Here is a 17679-nt window from a genome sequence, read left to right as displayed (position 1 = left end):
GAGCGATCCGGCCGGGCGGAACCGGTGTCAGCGGTTGGTGAACTTCGCCGGACGCTTCTCGACGAAGGCGCTCATGCCTTCCTTCTGATCCTCGATCGCGAACAGCGAGTGGAAGACTCGCCGTTCGAAGCGCAGCCCCTCGGCGAGCGTGGTCTCGAACGAGCGGTTCACCGCTTCCTTGGCGATCATGGTGACCGGCAGCGACATCCCCGCGATGGTCTCGGCGACCTCGAGGGCGGTGTCGAGCAGTTCCGCGGCGGGCACGATACGCGAGACCAATCCCGCCCGCTCGGCCTCCTCCGCGTCCATGTTGCGGCCGGTGAGCACCAGATCCATGGCCTTGGCCTTGCCGATCGCGCGGGTCAGGCGCTGTGAGCCGCCGATGCCGGGGATGACGCCCAGCTTGATCTCCGGCTGCCCGAACTTGGCGGTGTCGGCCGCGAGCAAGATGTCGCAGATCATGGCCAGCTCACAACCGCCGCCCAGCGCGTAGCCCGCCACCGCCGCGATGGTGGGCTTGCGGAACTGCGCCAGCCGGTCCCAGCGGGCGAAGTAGTCGTTCAGGAACATGTCCATGTACGACTTGGGCTGCATCTCCTTGATGTCGGCGCCCGCCGCGAAGGCGCGCTCCGAACCGGTGATCACGATGGCCCCGATCTCGTCGTCGTGCTCGAGCTCGTCGAGCGCGGCGATGACGTCGTCGAGGACCTGCGCGTTCAGCGCGTTCAGCGCCTTCGGCCGGTTCAGCGTGATCCAGCCGACCCGGCCCTTGCGTTCCAGCAGAATCGTCTCGAAGCTCACTCGGCACCCTCTTGGTCGGAACGGTCACGGATATCGGTGACGATAGCCGAGAAGTCCCGTCCGGCATCCGTCTGGTTGAAACGGTCGTAGATCGCGGCGGCGAGCAATCCGAGCTGCCCGTCGACGTTGTTGTCGCGCAACGCGTTCGCGGCCAGGCCCAAGTCCTTCGACATCAGCGCCGTCGCGAAGCCGGGCTGGTAGTCGTTGTTGGCCGGACTGGTCGGCACCGGGCCGGGGACCGGGCAGTAGCTGGTCAGCGCCCAGCTCTGGCCGGAAGCCGTGGAGACCACGTCGAAGAAGGACTGATGGCTCAGGCCCAGCTTCTCGCCCAGCACCAGCGACTCCGACAGCGCGATCATGGACACGCCGAGCAGCATGTTGTTGCAGATCTTCGCCGCCTGGCCCACGCCGGAGCCGCCGCAGTGCACGACCTTGCCGCCCATCACCTCGAGCACCGGCAGCGCGTCGGCGAAGTCCGCGGCGGCGCCGCCGACCATGAAGGTCAGCGTGCCCGCCGCCGCGCCGCCGACACCACCGGAGACCGGTGCGTCCAGCGCGCGGTGCCCCGCTGCGGTGGCGCGTTCGGCCGCGACCTTGGCATCGGCCACGTCGATGGTGGAGCAGTCGATGAACAGCGTGCCCGGCGCGGCGACCGGGACCAGTTCGGCGTACACGTCGAGGACGAGTTCGCCGTTGGGCAGCATGGTGATCACGGTCTCGGCCGCGGCGGCCTCGGTGGCCGCATCCACCACGATCGCGCCGTCGCGCCCGGCCTGCTCCCGCGCCGCGGGCACCGGGTCGAAGGCGAGCACCTCGTAGCCCGCCCGCACCAGGTTGGCCGCCATCGGCGCGCCCATGTGGCCGAGGCCGAGGAAACCGATTCGCTTGCTCATCACGCCACCTCCGGGGTCCGCAGACCCAGCTCTCGATCGCCCAACTCGGCGAAGTACGCGTCCACCTGCGCGTCCGTGACCGCATCGAGGGTCGCGGGCGACCATCGCGGATCACGATCCTTGTCGATCACCTGGGCACGAATGCCCTCGACCAGATCGTGCGACGACAGCGACGCGATGGACACCCGGTACTCCTCGTTCAGCACCGCCTCGAGACTCGGCGCGGTGCGCGCCGCCCGCAGCGAGCGCAGCGTCACCTTCAGCGCCACCGGGGATTTCGCCAGAATCTCGGTGGCCGCCGCCCGCGCGCCCGGCGCGTCGTGCGCTTGCAGCCGCGCGACGATCTCCTCCGCGGAATCGGCTCCGTAGCAGACGTCGATCCAGTCCTGCTCGGCGGCCAGCGCGGATTCCGGTGCGTCCGTGGCGAATTTGGCGATCGCGATGTCGGCGCTCTCCGTGCGCAACGTCTCCAGCAGGGCGGGCAGATGCTCGGAGGCGACGAAGTAGTCCGCGAAGCCCGCGGCGATGGCGTCACCCGCGCTCATGCGGGCGGTGGTCAGCGCGACGTGCGTGCCGATCTCGCCCGGCGTCCGCGCGAGCAGGTAGGTGCCGCCGACGTCCGGGACGAACCCGATGCCCACCTCGGGCATGCCGATCTTGGAGCGCTCGGTCACGACGCGGTGGCTGCCGTGGCCCGAGAGCCCGACACCGCCGCCCATCACGATGCCGTCCATGATCACCACGTACGGCTTCGGGTAGCGACCGATCAGGGCGTTGAGGACGTACTCGTCGCGCCAGAACTGTCCGGTGGCCGAATCCGCCGTGTTCGCACCACTTTTCGCGTCGGCGTGGATGGCGACGATGTCGCCGCCCGCGCACAGTCCGCGCTCCCCCGCGCCGGTGACCACGACGGTGCGCACCGCGTCGTCCTCGGCCCACTCGCGCAACGCGTCGGTGATGGCGAGAGCCATCGAGTGGTTCAGCGCGTTGATGGCCTTCGGCCGGTTCAGCGTGATCAGGCCGAGCCCGTCACGCTGTTCGAGCAGAACTTCTGGCTCGCTCATACTCTGTCCTTTCCGACATGATCGGGACCCTGCGTGGTCACGCTGCGCTGCCGCCTCCGGGCCTGACCGCTCATGCTCTGTCCTTTCCGGCATGAGCGGGGCCCTGCGTGGTCACGCTCCGCTGCCTCCTCCGGGCCTGACCGCTCATGCTCTGTCCTTTCCGGCATGAGCGGGGCCCTGCGTGGTCACGCTCCGCTGTCTCCTCCGGGCCTGACCGCTCATGCCGCTCCTACCAATGAGCGGGCGACGACCAGCCGCATGATTTCGTTGGTGCCCTCGAGGATCTGGTGCACCCGCAGATCCCGGACGATCTTCTCCACGCCGTATTCGGTCAGGTAGCCGTAGCCGCCGTGCAGTTGCAGGGCCTTGTTGGCCACCTCGAAGCCCGCGTCGGTGGCGAAGCGCTTCGCCATGGCGCACAGCTCCACCTTGTCCGGCGCGTCGGCGTCCAGCGCCGCGGCGGCCCGCCACAGCAGCGTGCGGGCGGCCTCCAATTCGATGCGCATATCGGCGAGTTCGAATTGCAGCGCCGGATTCCGCAGCAGCGGCTTGCCGAACGCGTGCCGCTCGGCGAGATACGGCACCGTCTTGTCCAGCGCCGCCTGCGCACCGCCGACCGAGCACGCGGCGATGTTGAGCCTGCCGCCGTTGAGCCCGTTCATCGCGATGCGGAAGCCGTCGCCCTCCGCGCCGAGGCGGTTGGCCGCGGGGACCCTGGCATCGGAGAAGATCACCTGACGGGTCGGCTGCGCGTTCCAGCCCATCTTCTTCTCATTGGCTCCGACGGAGATGCCGGGAGTGTCGGCGGGCACGATGAACGCCGAGATCCCGCGCGCTCCCGCGTCACTGGTCCGCGCCATGACGACGTAGACGTCCGTGGCGCCCGCGCCGGAGATGAACTGCTTGGCGCCGTTGAAGACGTAGTCGTCACCGTCGCGCACGGCCTTGGTGCTCAACGCCGCCGCGTCGGAGCCGACGCCCGGCTCGGTGAGCGCGTAGCTGGCCAGCAGTTCCATCGCGGTCAGCCGGGGCAGCCAGCGGTGGCGCTGTTCGTCGTCGCCGTAGCGGTCGATCATCCACGTGGCCATGTTGTGGATGGAGATGTAGGCGGCGATGGCCGGGCAGCCGGTGGCCAGCTGCTCGAAGATGCGCACGGCGTCGAGCCTGCGCAGGCCCGAACCGCCCACGTCCTCGCGCACGTAGATACCGCCGAGGCCCAGCGGCCCCGCCTTGCGCAGCACGTCCACCGGAAAATGCTTCTGCTCGTCCCATTCCAGCGCGTTCGGCGCGAGGAATTCGTCGGCGAAGCCGCGCGCGGTGTCGCGGATCGCCTTCTCGTCGTCGTCGAGTGCGAACATCCGCGTCAGTCCATCGTCGGGATGACGAACGCGTTGCTCTCCTTGAGCCCAGCGGGCCAGCGCTGCGTCACCGTCTTGGTCTTGGTGTAGAAGCGGATCGAGTCCGGCCCGTGCTGGTTCAGGTCGCCGAAGCCCGAACGCTTCCACCCGCCGAAGGTGTAGTAGGCGATCGGCACCGGGATCGGCACGTTGACCCCGACCATGCCGACCTGCACGCGCGCGGCGAAGTCACGGGCGGTGTCGCCGTCCCTGGTGAAGATCGCGACGCCGTTGCCGTACTCGTGCTCGTTGGCCAGCCGCAGCCCCTCCTCGTAGTCCTTGGCGCGGACCACGCTGAGCACCGGGCCGAAGATCTCCTCGCGGTAGATCCGCATCTCCGGGGTCACCTTGTCGAACAGCGTCGCGCCGACGAAGTAGCCGTTCTCGGCGCCCTCCACGACCAGGCCGCGGCCGTCCACCACCAGTTCGGCGCCCTCATCGATGCCGATCTGGACGTAGTTGTTCACCCGGTTCACGCCGTCCTGACCGACCAGCGGGCCGTAGTCGGCGCCGGGATCGTCGGAGCGGCCGACGTTGAGCTTGTGCACCCGCTCGGTCAGCTTGGCAACCAGGCGGTCGGCGGTCTCCTCGCCGACCGGGACGGCCACCGAGATGGCCATGCAGCGCTCGCCCGCGGAACCGTAGCCCGCGCCGATCAGCTGATCGGCCACGTCGTCGAGGTCCGCGTCCGGCATCACGATCGCGTGGTTCTTCGCGCCGCCGAAGCACTGGGCGCGCTTGCCGTTCGCGGTCGCGGTCTCGTAGATGTACTGCGCGATGGGGGTGGAGCCGACGAAGCCGACCGCCTTGATGCGCGGATCGTGCAGCAGCGTGTCGACGGCTTCCTTGTCACCGTTGACCACGTTGAACACACCGGCGGGCAGACCGGCCTCGAGGAACAGCTCCGCCAGTCGCAGCGGCACCGAGGGGTCGCGCTCGGAGGGCTTGAGCACGAACGCGTTGCCGGTGGCCAGCGCGGGACCGGCCTTCCACAGCGGGATCATGGCCGGGAAGTTGAACGGCGTGATGCCCGCGACGACGCCGAGTGGCTGACGCATCGAGTACACGTCGATGCCGGTGCCCGCGCCCTCGGTGTATTCGCCTTTGAGCAGGTGCGGGATGCCGGTGGCGAACTCGATGACCTCCAGGCCGCGCTGGATGTCGCCCTTCGCGTCGGCGATGGTCTTGCCGTGCTCGGACGACAGCAGGGCGGCCAGCGAATCCATCTCGTCCTGCACCAGGGTCAGGAACTTCATCAGCACACGCGCCCGCTTCTGCGGGTTGAACGCGGCCCATTGCGGCTGCGCCGCCTCGGCGTTCGCGATGGCCGCCTCGACCTCGGACTTGCTCGCCAGCGGCACCCGCGCCTGCACCTGGCCGAGGTTGGGATCGAAGACGTCGCCGAAATTGCCGGACGTGCCCGGCACATGCTGTCCGCCGATGAAATGGGTGAGTTCGCGAACCATGCCAGTCCTGTTCTCGTAGCGATCGGGACACCGCAGAGCGGTATGCGGTCATCCTATAGTTGGACGTCCAAGTATTGGCAGGGCGTCGGGCGCGATGTGATTCATCCCACGTGTCCACGGACGACCGCGCGGATGGCCTACGCCTGCGATACCGGAACCGCCGGGTCGGCTTCCTTTTCCCGCCGTGGCCGCGCCAACCGGAACGCGCCCACCGCGAGCGTGATCGCGCCGATCGCCACGACCACCGCCGCGGCGCCGAGCGAGTCACCGGTCCATTCCGAGACCGCCTCCCCCGCCGCCACCGCGATGGCCACACCACCCCCGATGACGAGCACGGCCGAGCGCTGGGTCGCATACAACGCGAAGCAGACCACCGCGATCACCGCGGTGATCGCGTAGGCCCAGGTGCGACCGTCGATATCGAGACTCTGCGCGGCCGCGACGGAGGTGACGATCGCGATCAGGTATCCGACCCGGATATCGACCAGGGCGTCGATCCTGGTCAGCGCGAACCACCCCGCACCGAGCAGCAACACCGCCACGCAGGCCCACGTGTCGTCGAGACCGAACACTTCGGTCAGCATCCCCGCGACGGCCGCGGGCACGAAGCAGGCGCAGACGAGCATGCCGAGGACGGAGGGCAGCGCGAGATAACCGAGTACCGCGATCACCGCCCCCGCCACGCATGCGAAAACCCAAGCGGCGTCGGCCGCGTCGAGCGCGGTGCCGACGGATCCGGCCAGCGCGACGGAGCCCAGCGCGAACAGCACGGCCGCCAACCTGTCGCGGGCGTTCAGCGCGCTCCTGCGGCCGGACGGCACCCCTGCGAGCACTACTCCGCCGAGCAGCAAGCCGGCCGCCACGACGGCGAGCACGCCGACCCGGACCGGCCGGTCGAGCGCGTCCCAGGACGAGGCCGCCACCAGGGCGATCCCGCCGAACACCAGACCGGCGCCGACGTAGGCGGCGATCTCGGCGAGCACCTTCCCGCGCGCGGTCGCCGCGGCCCGCTCGACGGCCAGCGCCGCGAGCACCGCGTCGGCCTGGTCGCGAGTCAGCACGCCGTCGGCGACCAGCCGTCCGATTGCGGCTTCCGCTTTGCCGTCGCTCACCATGCGCCCAGTATGTCCGAGTCCGCCGCCATGACAACACGATCGGCCACGCGAACCGGTCGGCACAGGGCCCGTCGTCCGATGAAACCGAGCGGGCGCGACCCGCCGCAATCGGCTGGCGGTGTGATCACAGTCACCGTAGAATTAGTTTGACGTCCTAGTATCGGGCGACAATGGAATCCCCGGAGGAATCCCAGTGGCCGACAGCAGCGCGCTCTACACGCCCACCCATCCCGTTCGCTTCGTTACCTCGGCGGCCCTGTTCGACGGGCACGACGCGGCGATCAACATCATGCGCCGCATCCTGCAGAGCCAGGGGGCGGAGGTGATCCATCTCGGTCACAACCGCTCGGTCAGCGAGGTGGTCGACGCCGTGCTCACCGAAGACGCCCAAGGCGTCGCCGTCAGCTCCTATCAGGGCGGCCACGTCGAGTACTTCGAATATCTCGCGGACGCCCTGCGGAAAGCCGGAGCCGAGCACGTGCGGATCTTCGGCGGTGGCGGTGGCGTGATCGTGGCGGAGGAGATCGCCCGACTGGCCGCGTCCGGCGTGACCATCTTCTCCCCCGAGGACGGACAGCGACTCGGGCTGCCCGGCATGATCAATCAGCTCATCCGCGCCTGCGACGTCGACCTCGCGGCCGAGCCGCCGGTGCTCGACGCGGTGCTCGCGGGCGAGCGCGCCGCCCTGGCGCGCGTCATCACCTGTCTGCAAGCGGACGCGCTGCCGGAGGCCGACCGGCGGAAACTGGCCGAGACCGCGGCGGCGCGAACCGTGCCGGTGCTCGGCATCACCGGGACGGGCGGCTCCGGAAAGTCCTCGCTCACCGACGAATTGGTGCGCAGGCTGCGCTCGGACCAGCAGGACAAGGTGCGGGTCGCGATCCTCGCGGTCGACCCGACCCGGCGGCGCGGGGGCGGCGCGCTGCTCGGCGACCGCATCCGCATGAACGCCCTCGACGGCGAACACGTCTTCTTCCGGTCGCTGGCCACCCGCGGCGGACACGAACTGCCCGACAACATCGATCTCATCGTGGCCGCCTGCAAGGCAGCGGGATACGACCTGGTCATCCTCGAAACGCCCGGCATCGGCCAGGGGGACGCCGCGGTGATCGACCACGTCGACGTGTCGATGTACGTGATGACGCCCGAGTTCGGCGCCGCCTCCCAGCTGGAGAAGATCGACATGCTGGACTACGCGGACGTGGTGGCGATCAACAAGTTCGAGCGCCGAGGGGCCGCGGACGCACTGCGGGACGTGGCCAGGCAGCTGATCCGCAACCGCGAGGAGTTCCACGCCGCGCCGCAGGACATGCCGGTCTTCGGCACCAGCGCGGCGACGTTCAACGACGACGGGGTGACGGCGCTCTACCAGCACCTGACCGGCCTGCTCGCGAACCACGGCCTGCGGCTGGAGCCCGGCGCGCTGCCCCGGGTGGACACCCGCGCGTCCACCAGGTTCGCCCAGCTCATCCCGCCCGCACGGGTGCGCTACCTGGCCGAGATCGCCGAGACCGTGCGCGACTACCACGCCGAGACCGCCGCGCAGGTCGTCGCCGCGCAACGGCTGCAACGACTCGAGCAGGTGGCGCTCGAACTGCCGGACGACACCGCCGTGGCCGAACTGACCGAACGCGCCCGCGCCGACCTCACCCCCGCGAACGCCGCACTGCTGGCCGAGTGGCCCGCCCTCGCCGAGTCCTACCGCGGGGAAGAACAGGTGATCCGGGTGCGGGACCGGGAGATACACACTCCGCTGCGCCGGGAGACCCTGTCGGGCAACTCGATTCCGCGCGTCGCCCTGCCCCGCTTCACCGATCACGGTGAGCTGCTGCGTTTCCTGCGCGCCGAGCATCTGCCGGGGCGCTTCCCCTTCACCGCCGGAGTGTTCCCGTTCAAACGCGACAACGAGGACCCGGCCCGGATGTTCGCGGGTGAGGGCGATCCGTTCCGCACCAACCGCCGGTTCAAGGTGCTCAGCGAGCACTCCGAGGCGAAAAGGCTGTCCACGGCGTTCGATTCGGTCACGCTCTACGGGCACGATCCCGCCGAGCGGCCCGATATCTACGGCAAGGTCGGCACCTCCGGCGTGTCGATCGCCTCGCTCGACGACATGGAAGTGCTCTACGACGGTTTCGACCTGACCGCGCCGACCACCTCGGTCTCGATGACGATCAACGGTCCGGCGCCGACCATCCTGGCCTACTTCCTCAACACCGCGATCGATCAGGCGCTGGAACGCTTCACCGCGCAGCAGGGACGGCCGCCGACCGACGCCGAAGCGGCCGACCTGCGAGCCCGCACGCTGGCCACGGTGCGCGGCACGGTGCAGGCCGACATCCTCAAGGAGGACCAAGGCCAGAACACCTGCATCTTCTCCACCGAATTCAGCCTGCGCATGATGGCCGACATCCAGGAATGGTTCGTGCGCAACGGCGTACGCAATTTCTACTCGGTGTCGATCTCCGGCTACCACATCGCCGAGGCGGGCGCGAACCCGATCAGCCAGCTGGCCTTCACCCTGGCGAACGGATTCACCTATGTGGAGGCGTATCTCGCGCGCGGCATGCATATCGATGACTTCGCGCCGAACCTGTCCTTCTTCTTCTCCAACGGGATGGATCCGGAGTATTCGGTGATCGGCCGGGTGGCCCGCCGCATCTGGGCCGTGGCCATGCGGGACCGTTACGGCGCCAACGAGCGGTCGCAGAAGCTGAAGTACCACATCCAGACCTCCGGCCGGTCGCTGCACGCGCAGGAGATGAACTTCAACGACATCCGCACCACGTTGCAGGCGCTGATCGCGATCTACGACAACTGCAACAGCCTGCACACCAATGCCTACGACGAGGCGGTCACCACCCCGACCGAGGAATCGGTGCGGCGCGCGCTGGCCATCCAGCTGATAATCAACCGGGAGTGGGGCGTCGCGATGAACGAGAACCCGCTACAGGGCAGCTTCCTCATCGATGAGCTCACCGATCTGGTCGAGGAGGCGGTGCTCACCGAGTTCGAGCGGATCAGCGAACGCGGCGGCGTGCTCGGCGCGATGGAGACCGGTTATCAGCGCGGCAAGATCCAGGACGAGTCGATGCGCTACGAACAGCGCAAGCACGACGGGTCGCTGCCCATCATCGGGGTGAACACCTTCCGCAACTCCCACGAGGAGCCGCACCGGGAGCTGGAACTGGCGCGCGGCACCGAAGCGGAGAAGCAGTCGCAGCTACGCCGGGTGCGTGAGTTCCAGCAGCGCAACCGGGACGCCGCCCATGCCGCACTCGCCCGGCTCGAAGCGGTCGCCCGCACCGACGACAACATTTTCGAGGTGCTGATGGACGCCGCCCGCGTGTGCACGTTGCAGCAGATCACCGACACGTTCTTCACCGTCGGAGGTCAGTACCGCCGCAACGTGTGAGTCTTTTTGCGCGCCGTGTTGAGCCGGTCGCTCGCGCGGGTTTCGAGCAGCCGTATGCCCGGGTGGCCCGGTTCGCGCTGGCGGACCGGGTTCGCCCGCGGATCCGGCGGAACCCGCCGTGCCGACTCGGCGGGCGCGGATTCCGAACTCACCGCGCGCCGGGCATGTGACAATCGCCGAGCAAACCTTCGGCGCGGTTGGGGACGGCAGACATGGACCTCTCGGGAATCCGGATCATCGACGCACACATCCACCAGTGGGATCCGTTCGGCACACCCCGGGATTTCAGCGCCCTGGCGAAGCTGTTCCGGCTGTTGCCGGTCCCGGTGGACGCCGCGAAGCGCCTCGCGCCGCGCCGGGACCGGGAATTCGTCGGTGACCCGGTCGCCTACCTGCGGCCCTACCTTCCGTTCGACTACCGCGCCGACGCCGGGAACGCGCCGGTGGAGGTGGTCGCGCACATCGAAGTCGAATGGTCGCAACCCGGACCGCTCGGGAAGGCCGGGGAAACCGCCTGGGTGGCCGGGCTGCCGCTGGAAGCGGCGCCACGGCTCGGCGCGATCCTCGCGGGCGGCGATCCGGCCGACCCCCGGTTCGGGGAGCTCCTCGACGCGCACGCGGCCGCCTCGCCGCTACTGCGCGGTATCCGCACCATGGTCGCCCACCATCCCGATCCCGGTGTTCGGTCGTTCACCGACGCGCCCGGCAAGCTCGCGACCAAGGAATTCCTGGACGGCTTCGCGCGGCTGGCCGAGCGCGGCCTGTCGTTCGAGGCCTGGGTGTACTCGCATGCCATTCCCGACGTCACCGCGCTGGCCGAACGCTATCCCGAAGTGCCGATCGTGCTGAACCACCTCGGCACGCCCGCGGGGATCTTCGGGGCGGTGGGCAAGCACACCGGCACCAATCCCGGGCTGCGCAGGCAGTTGCTGGTGCGGTGGCGCGACGATCTCGCCGCACTGGCCGCGCGCCCGAACGTGGTCGCGAAGGTGAGCGGGCTGATGATGCCGATCCTCGGCCATCCGATCCCGCCGCGCGGCACGCCGACGCCGGTGCCGCAGCTGCTCGACCGGATCGGTCCGCTGGTCGAACACGCCGCGGACGTCTTCGGCGCGGACCGTCTCATCTGGGGGTCGAACTTCCCGGTGGACAAGCCGGTCACCAGCATCGCGAACAGCATCGAGGCCATCGCGACCGCCGTCACCGGCCACGGGGGCGGCCCGACCGAACTCGAGCAGGTCTTCCGGACCACCGCGCAGCGGGTGTACCGGATCGCCGACTGAGCCGGTTGTCGGTGCCCGCGGCGCCGACCGCACGAACGAGTTCTGCGTGATCGTGCCCGCCAGCGGCACCGGTGACCTCGCGGGCATTACGGGCACGGGCGGACTGCACGTGGACGCCGACGGCACGCACCACATCTGGTTCGACTACGAATTGGGTTGAGCCGCCCGAGCCAGTTGCGCGGTGAGGGTATCGCGGGCAGTTGCCAATGAGGGCCCATACCAGGTGAGGGCGCGGCCTTCCACCAGCGCGACCGGGATGTCCGGAAACGCTTCTGGCCCATCGGTTTCGGTGAAGACATAGGGTTCGTCGGGAAGCACCGCGAGGTCGACGCCTTCGATCAATTCGGCCTGCGTGACGCGCGGATAGCGGTCGGGGCGATCGGCATGCACCAGCCGCAGGCCCAAACGGCGAGCGATGTCGCCGGTGAAGGTGTTCCGTCCGACCACCATCCACGGGTCGCGCCAGACCGGGATGACGGCGGCGCGCGCCGGCTCGGGCGGTGGTGCGGCCCAAACGGATCGGGCCTCGGTGAGCCAGGCGGGCGAGTCGACGCCGAGCGCCTCCACGCAGAGCCGGGTCAGGGAGGCCATGGCCTCGTCGACGGTCTCTATCTCGGTAACCCACACCGGAATTCCCGCCGCGCGCAGGCGTTCTACGTCGAGGCGGCGGTTCTCCTCCTTGTTGCACAGCACCAGGTCGGGGGCGAGTTCGACGATCCGGCGGACATCCGGGTTCTTGGTCCCCCGGACGCGCTCGACCGCGAGATCGGCTGGGTGCGTGCACCATTGCGTGGCGGCGACGAGGACTTCCGGACAAGTGCGCGCCACCGCCTCGGTCAGCGACGGAACGAGCGACACCACCCGGCGCGGGGGTGTGCGGAGATCCACCGGAGTACCGAGGTCGTCGCGGGGCGACCCGGCCGCTGGGCTCTTTCCTGCCACGCTGTCAGCCTATAACAGAAGATTCACGCAGGTGGGCGGCCTTTTCTGGACGAAGCGAGCCCAGCCGCGACGATCGGGCCACGCCGGGAGAGATGCGGCAAGTGCGGTGCAAGGGCAGCATCCGGGCGTGGCTGGGGCAGTTCCGCGCGGGGTTGAGCGGCGCGACACTGAATAACGGCACCCGGCGTCGGGAAGTCTCCGGTCCCTTCGCTCCGCCGGTATCGATCCCGCCCCGACAGACCGGCGGTAACCGACAGCCCCGATGCTGGGTGCCAACCAACGTCAGCGGTCGAACCGCCGATAGAGCGCGGTGAGATCGCGCAGACCGGTCGCGGCGACCGTCTCGTCCGCCGAAGTCATCCGCAGCGCCTTACGGAGCAGCAGCGGATCCAAATCCTCCGGCGCCGCCCGGAATTCGACCGCGGGCAAGTCCGGCAGCGAAACGCGCTCACCGTACGGATCGTCGGAAACGGTGGGTCTCGGCTCGCGCTCGATGCCCCCGATCAGCGTGTCCAGGTCGAGTCCGCGCAGGGTCAGGATCTCGCGCGGGTGTTCGTCGAGCCGCTCGGCCAGCAGGTAGCAGACCGCCGCCACGTGCTTGCACGGCCAGCCCGGGTCCGGGCAGCTGCAGGTGAAATCCAGGTCCGCCGCGGTGCTCGGCAGCAGCAGCGGCCCCAGCCCGGTGGGCAACGCGCCCGAGGCGATCTCGGCGAGCATGCCCGGCGCCGAGCGAATGGTCTCGATGAGCAACTCGAGTTCGTCCTCGCGCAGCGGGCGCACGGTGAACACCGCCGTGAACGGACGCGGTTGGCTGCCTTGCACTTCCGCCGTCACCGCGCCCGGCTCGATCCGGTAGTTCACCACCTGGCCGGATCGGGCGTAGTTGCGACCGCGCGCCAGCCGCCCCGGCTCCGCCATTCGCTCGACCGATTCCACCAGCGCCCTGCCCCACCAGGTGCGCCCGAAACCGCCTCGTCTGCTGCGGGCTTCCACTCCGCCGCGCACCGGCAGCTTCTTCCCGTACTCGGAGTAGTCGATGAACGGACTCATTCGCCCACCGCCGCCGCACCCAGGGCGAACAAGTCGCGCAATTCGTCGGTGCTCAGTTCGGTGATCCAGTTCTCCCCCGCGCCGACGGCCAGATCGGCGAGCTGCCGCTTGCCGTTGATCATCTCGTCGATCCGCTCCTCGATCGTGTCCACGCACACCAGCTTGCGCACCTGCACGTTGCGCTGCTGGCCGATCCGGAAGGCGCGGTCGGTGGCCTGGTTCTCCACCGCGGGATTCCACCAGCGATCCAGGTGGACCACGTGATTGGCAGCGGTGAGATTGAGCCCGGTGCCACCCGCCTTGAGCGACAACAACATCAGCGGCGGTCCGTCCGGCGCCTGGAAGCCGGTGACCATCGCGTCGCGCTTCTTCTTCGGCACGCCGCCGTGCAGGAACGGGATCGCCGCGCCGAACCGCTCGGCCAGATAGGGCGCGACCAGCTCGCCGAATTCCCGGAATTGGGTGAACAGCAGCGCCTTCTCACCGTCGGCCAGCACCGCGTCCACCACGTCCTCGACGAGGGCGAGCTTGCCGGAGCGATGTGCCCCTCGGTGCAGCACACTCGACCCGTCGCCCAGGAAATGCGCGGGATGGTTGCACACCTGCTTGAGCCGGGTGAGCGCACCGAGCACGGCGCCTTTGCGCGCCATGCCCTTCGCGTCCTTGATCTTGGCCAGCATGTCGTCCACGACCGCCTGGTACAGCGAGGCCTGCTCGACGGTGAGGTTGGCCCGCACGGTCATCTCCAGCTTCTCGGGCAGGTCGCTGATCACCGTGGGGTCGGTCTTCACCCGGCGCAGCACGAACGGCTGGGTCAGCCAGCGCAGGCGACTGATCGCGTTCTGGTCGCGCTCGCGTTCGATGGGCACCGCGAAGCGGGCGCGGAAGGACTGCGGACTGCCGAGCACTTTCGGCACCGCGAAATCCATGATGGAACGCAGCTCTTCCAACCGGTTCTCCACCGGCGTGCCGGTGAGCGCCAATCGATGTCGCGCGCGCAGCGACCGCGCCGCCCGCGCCTGCCGCGTCCCCGCGTTCTTGATGTGCTGCGCTTCGTCCAGTACGACGCGGTCCCAGTGCTGTCTGCCGAGTTCCCCGGCGTCGCGCGCCAGCAGAGCGTAGGTGGTGATCACCAGATCCGCGGCGGCGACCGTCTCGTCGAGTTCGGCGCCCACCCGCCGGCCCGCGCCGTGATGCACCCACACCCGCAGGTCGGGTGCGAACCGCTCCGCCTCGCGCTGCCAGTTGCCGACCACCGACATCGGGCACACCAGCAAGGTCGGGCCCGGCGGCGCCGGCTCGGACGTCGCGTTCTCGCGCTCGTGCACCAGCAGGGCGAGCACCTGGACGGTCTTGCCGAGTCCCATGTCGTCGGCCAGGATCGCCCCGCAACTCATCCGGCTCATGGTCGCCAGCCAGGCCAGGCCGCGTTCCTGGTAGGGGCGCAGCTCGGCCTTCAACCCGACGGGCGCGGCGACCGCTTCCGGCTGCCGAGCGCGGTCGAGCAGGTCCCCCGCCCATCCCGAGGCGGTGACCTCGGTGATCGGCACCTGGGGCACCCGGGAGACCGCGATCTCGCCGAGCATGTCCGCGAAGGTGATCGGCGAGTCGTCGGCGTGCGCGGCGACGTACTTGGCCGCGGCGACCAGCGCCTTGTGATCGGCCTGCACCCATTGACCGCGCAACTCGACGAGATCGGATTTGGCGCGCACCAGGCGTTCCATCTCGGCCGTGGTCAGCACCATGCCGCCGAGCGCGAGTTCCCAGCGGTAGGACACCAGGCCGGGCAGACCGACCGTGCTCTCCGCGGCGGGCACCGCGCTCTCCACCCGCAACCGCATGCTCGGCTCGGCGACACTCCAGGCGCGCGGGAGCAGCAGTTGGACCCCCACCGCATGCAGGGCGTGCACGCCGTGCGCGACCAGGTCGAGCACCACTTCGGTGGGCAACAGCAGATCCATGCTGCGCGGATCGCTCGGCAGGTCACGCAGCCTCGGATATGCCCGCTTGGCCGCGCCGAGCTTGTCCCCCGCGATCCGGACCAGATTCGGGTCCTCGTGCAGCGGAACGGTTCTGGGCGCCTCACCGGTGAGCCGCAGGCACACCTCCAGCCGCCACAACGCCACCGACTCGTCGGCGAGACCGAGTTCGCCATCCGGTTCCAGCAGACGCAGCACCAGTTCCGGCTCGTCACCGGTCAGGCTGGCCCGCCAGCCCTCGAGCACCTCGGCGACCTGATAGCTGCCGTTGTCCAGCGGAATGTCGCCGACCAGGGCGGCCACCAGGGGATGCGGCGAGTCCGGCAGGTCGGCCAGTGACCGCGCGATCGGGTCGGTGAGTTCGGTGACCAGGTCCTCGAGCAGCGCTGCCGGACGCCCGGCCACCCGCAGCGCCTCCGGCATGGCGACCGCCAGCTCGGCCAGCCAAGCCCGCTGCCGCTCCCCGCCGACCAGCCGCCAGCGCACCCACCACTGGCCGTCCTCCCTGCGCAGGTCCGGCACGACACGCCCGGCGCGCACCCAGCGTTCGATGCCGCCCGCGACATGCGCCAGATACCGCAGATCCCCCGCCACCAGGTCGGCGGGCAACCGCTGCCGGAGGGCCTCCGCTGCCGCGACCGGGGCCAGCGCGTGCGCGCGGACCTGCTCGGTCCCGGCGATCCCGTGCTCGACGACCAGGACCTCGGCCCGGTGCCGGAACTTCGACGCGCGCAGCACGCTGCCCAGCGGATCCGGAAGCTCGGCGGACGTCGCGGCGACCGGCGAGTCGTGCCAGAGCAGCAACCCGGCACCCGGCGACCACAGTCCGTGCAGCATCACCCCATCCAAGCAGGCGGGTACGACACGGCCGCGCACACCGTGCCCGGACCGTTGTGGATTTCTGCGCCCAACCGGCACATACTGGAATATCCGCAGGTCATCGCAGAACAACCGCAGCTTGGTGTCAAGGAAGCGGAGGAAGCAGCATGACGATTCTGCTCCAGGTTCTCGAGCAGAGCTTCACACCGACGACCACGTGGGAACGGCGCAAATTCACCTTCGTGCATGCCGACAAGATCGTCGGCATGCGGCTCGACGGGCAGTGCGGGGTGTGGCTTGACCTGTCGCGCCCAGGTGAATCCCAGCGGCTGGCCCGCACCACCGACCCGCGCGAGGCGATCACGTTCCTGCTCACCACCTTCGCGAAGATCGCCGAATGCGAGGAGCGCGGCGGCTCGTGGGTGATCGGGCACGACGGATCGCATATCGAGTCGATCGCGGCCACCCGGTTCCCGCCCCGGGCGAGCGAGGTCGTCGACGACGATCTCCTGGCCCGGGCCTGGCTGTAAGGCGTCAGTTACCGGTCGCGACCGGCCGTTTCGGATCGTTCGACCACTGCGACCACGACCCGGGATACAAGGCCGCCTCGACGCCCGCGATGGCGAGCGCGGCGACCTGGTGCGCCGCTGTCACACCGGAACCGCAGTACACGGCCACCGGCCCGGATCCGAAATCGGCGAAGCGGTCGCGCAGTTCCGCGACGGCGCGGAAGCGCCCGGCCGCGTCGAGATTGTCGGCGGTCGGAGCGCTCAGCGCGCCGGGGATGTGCCCGGCGCGGGGGTCGATCGGCTCCACGTCGCCGCGGAAGCGCTCGCTGGCCCTGGCGTCCAGTAGCACGCCCTTCCAGCGGGCCGCCGCGTCGGCGTCGATCACGGGCAGGTGACCGGGACGCACTTCGACATCGCCCGGCTCGGGGTCGGGTTCCGCGCCGGTCGCGACGGACCCGCCCGCGTCGATCCAGGCGGGCAGCCCGCCGTCGAGGATGCGCACGTCCGCGACACCCGCCCAGCGCAGCAGCCACCAGGCGCGCGCGGCGGCCATGCCGCCGGTGGCGTCGTAGACCACCACGGGGTCGCCCTCGCACAGGCCCCAGCTGCGCGCGCACTTCTCCAGTTGCGCGGGCTCCGGCAGCGGATGCCTGCCGCGCGCGGGTGACGGCGGCGCGGCCAGCTCGGTTTCCAGGTCGACGAACACCGCGCCGGGAACGTGGCCGGCGAGATAGTGCTGCGGCCCGTCCGGATCGCCCAGCGCCCATCGCACATCCAGTAGGCGAAGCCGCTTGTCCGGCAACGCTTTCCGAAGCTCCTCCGGTGAGATCAGTACCGCGCTCAACTCAGCTCCTCGTCCCGAATCGCGTCCTCGCGCACCGACTCCCCACCCTACGCACCCGAATGTGCCGATGTCGCCGAACACTCTCGCCCGTGCCGCACACCGGCT

Annotated in this window: 14 protein-coding genes; 4 read left to right on the top strand and 10 right to left on the bottom strand. The window is 69.6% G+C overall.

The genetic code is table 11. The features are described 5' to 3' along the window. Nucleotides 1–27 precede the first annotated feature (27 nt). From ABZW96_RS11505 to ABZW96_RS11480, 6 genes are all read right to left on the bottom strand, one after another. Complete coding sequence (locus tag ABZW96_RS11505) at nt 28–801, bottom strand: enoyl-CoA hydratase (protein WP_355073647.1); 774 nt, start codon at nt 799–801, stop codon at nt 28–30. Then, the gene (gene mmsB / locus ABZW96_RS11500; RefSeq protein ID WP_355073645.1) at nt 798–1694 is read right to left on the bottom strand and encodes a 3-hydroxyisobutyrate dehydrogenase; all 897 of its coding nucleotides are present in this window, start codon (nt 1692–1694) and stop codon (nt 798–800) included. Before mmsB ends, ABZW96_RS11505 begins: the two co-directional genes overlap by 4 nt. Further along, the gene (locus ABZW96_RS11495; RefSeq protein WP_355073643.1) at nt 1694–2758 is read right to left on the bottom strand and encodes an enoyl-CoA hydratase/isomerase family protein; all 1065 of its coding nucleotides are present in this window, start codon (nt 2756–2758) and stop codon (nt 1694–1696) included. Before ABZW96_RS11495 ends, mmsB begins: the two co-directional genes overlap by 1 nt. Nucleotides 2759–2976: 218 nt before the next feature. Beyond that, entirely contained in the window at nt 2977–4116 is a 1140-nt protein-coding gene (locus tag ABZW96_RS11490) for an acyl-CoA dehydrogenase family protein (protein WP_355073641.1), read from the bottom strand. 5 nt (nt 4117–4121) lie between these two features. Continuing rightward, complete coding sequence (locus tag ABZW96_RS11485; RefSeq protein WP_355073639.1) at nt 4122–5621, bottom strand: CoA-acylating methylmalonate-semialdehyde dehydrogenase; 1500 nt, start codon at nt 5619–5621, stop codon at nt 4122–4124. A 137-nt stretch (nt 5622–5758) separates the two neighbouring features. Next, nucleotides 5759–6736: a DUF2157 domain-containing protein gene (locus ABZW96_RS11480; RefSeq protein ID WP_355073637.1), complete on the bottom strand. Its 978-nt coding sequence runs from the start codon at nt 6734–6736 to the stop codon at nt 5759–5761. Between the two features lie 193 nt (nt 6737–6929). On the opposite strand from ABZW96_RS11480, the gene icmF reads away from it, so the two are divergent. From icmF to ABZW96_RS11465, 3 genes are all read left to right on the top strand, one after another. Beyond that, on the top strand, nt 6930–10148 hold the full coding sequence (gene icmF / locus ABZW96_RS11475) for a fused isobutyryl-CoA mutase/GTPase IcmF (protein WP_355073635.1): 3219 nt from the start codon (nt 6930–6932) through the stop codon (nt 10146–10148). Nucleotides 10149–10360: 212 nt separating this feature from the next. Further along, nucleotides 10361–11431, top strand: a complete 1071-nt coding sequence (locus ABZW96_RS11470) for an amidohydrolase family protein (protein WP_355073633.1) — start codon at nt 10361–10363, stop codon at nt 11429–11431. 46 nt (nt 11432–11477) lie between these two features. Next, complete coding sequence (locus ABZW96_RS11465) at nt 11478–11591, top strand: DUF3224 domain-containing protein (RefSeq protein ID WP_355073631.1); 114 nt, start codon at nt 11478–11480, stop codon at nt 11589–11591. Here the strand turns inward: ABZW96_RS11465 and ABZW96_RS11460 are convergent. The 3 genes from ABZW96_RS11460 to ABZW96_RS11450 all read right to left on the bottom strand — a co-directional run bounded on the left by ABZW96_RS11460 (nt 11576) and on the right by ABZW96_RS11450 (nt 16239). After that, on the bottom strand, nt 11576–12292 hold the full coding sequence (locus tag ABZW96_RS11460) for a helical backbone metal receptor (RefSeq protein ID WP_355073629.1): 717 nt from the start codon (nt 12290–12292) through the stop codon (nt 11576–11578). The two genes, ABZW96_RS11465 and ABZW96_RS11460, sit on opposite strands and share 16 nt — an antisense overlap. Nucleotides 12293–12655: 363 nt before the next feature. Then, nucleotides 12656–13423, bottom strand: a complete 768-nt coding sequence (locus ABZW96_RS11455; protein ID WP_355073627.1) for an SWIM zinc finger family protein — start codon at nt 13421–13423, stop codon at nt 12656–12658. After that, on the bottom strand, nt 13420–16239 hold the full coding sequence (locus ABZW96_RS11450; RefSeq protein ID WP_355073625.1) for a DEAD/DEAH box helicase: 2820 nt from the start codon (nt 16237–16239) through the stop codon (nt 13420–13422). The genes ABZW96_RS11455 and ABZW96_RS11450 overlap by 4 nt, the downstream gene beginning before the upstream one ends. Nucleotides 16240–16388: 149 nt before the next feature. Here ABZW96_RS11450 and ABZW96_RS11445 point away from each other — a divergent pair, with 149 nt between their 5' ends. Then, complete coding sequence (locus ABZW96_RS11445) at nt 16389–16751, top strand: hypothetical protein (RefSeq protein WP_355073623.1); 363 nt, start codon at nt 16389–16391, stop codon at nt 16749–16751. 4 nt (nt 16752–16755) lie between these two features. On the opposite strand, the gene ABZW96_RS11440 is transcribed toward ABZW96_RS11445, so the two are convergent. Next, a complete protein-coding gene (locus tag ABZW96_RS11440) occupies nt 16756–17574 on the bottom strand; it encodes a sulfurtransferase (protein WP_355073621.1) in 819 nt (272 codons plus the stop codon). Nucleotides 17575–17679: the final 105 nt, after the last annotated feature.

It is taken from the genome of Nocardia sp. NPDC004168 (assembly GCF_040610355.1).
Taxonomy (GTDB): Bacteria; Actinomycetota; Actinomycetes; order Mycobacteriales; family Mycobacteriaceae; genus Nocardia; species Nocardia sichangensis.
The sequence above is the reverse complement of the archived record's forward strand: the minus strand, read 5'-3'. Positions and strand labels throughout refer to the sequence as shown.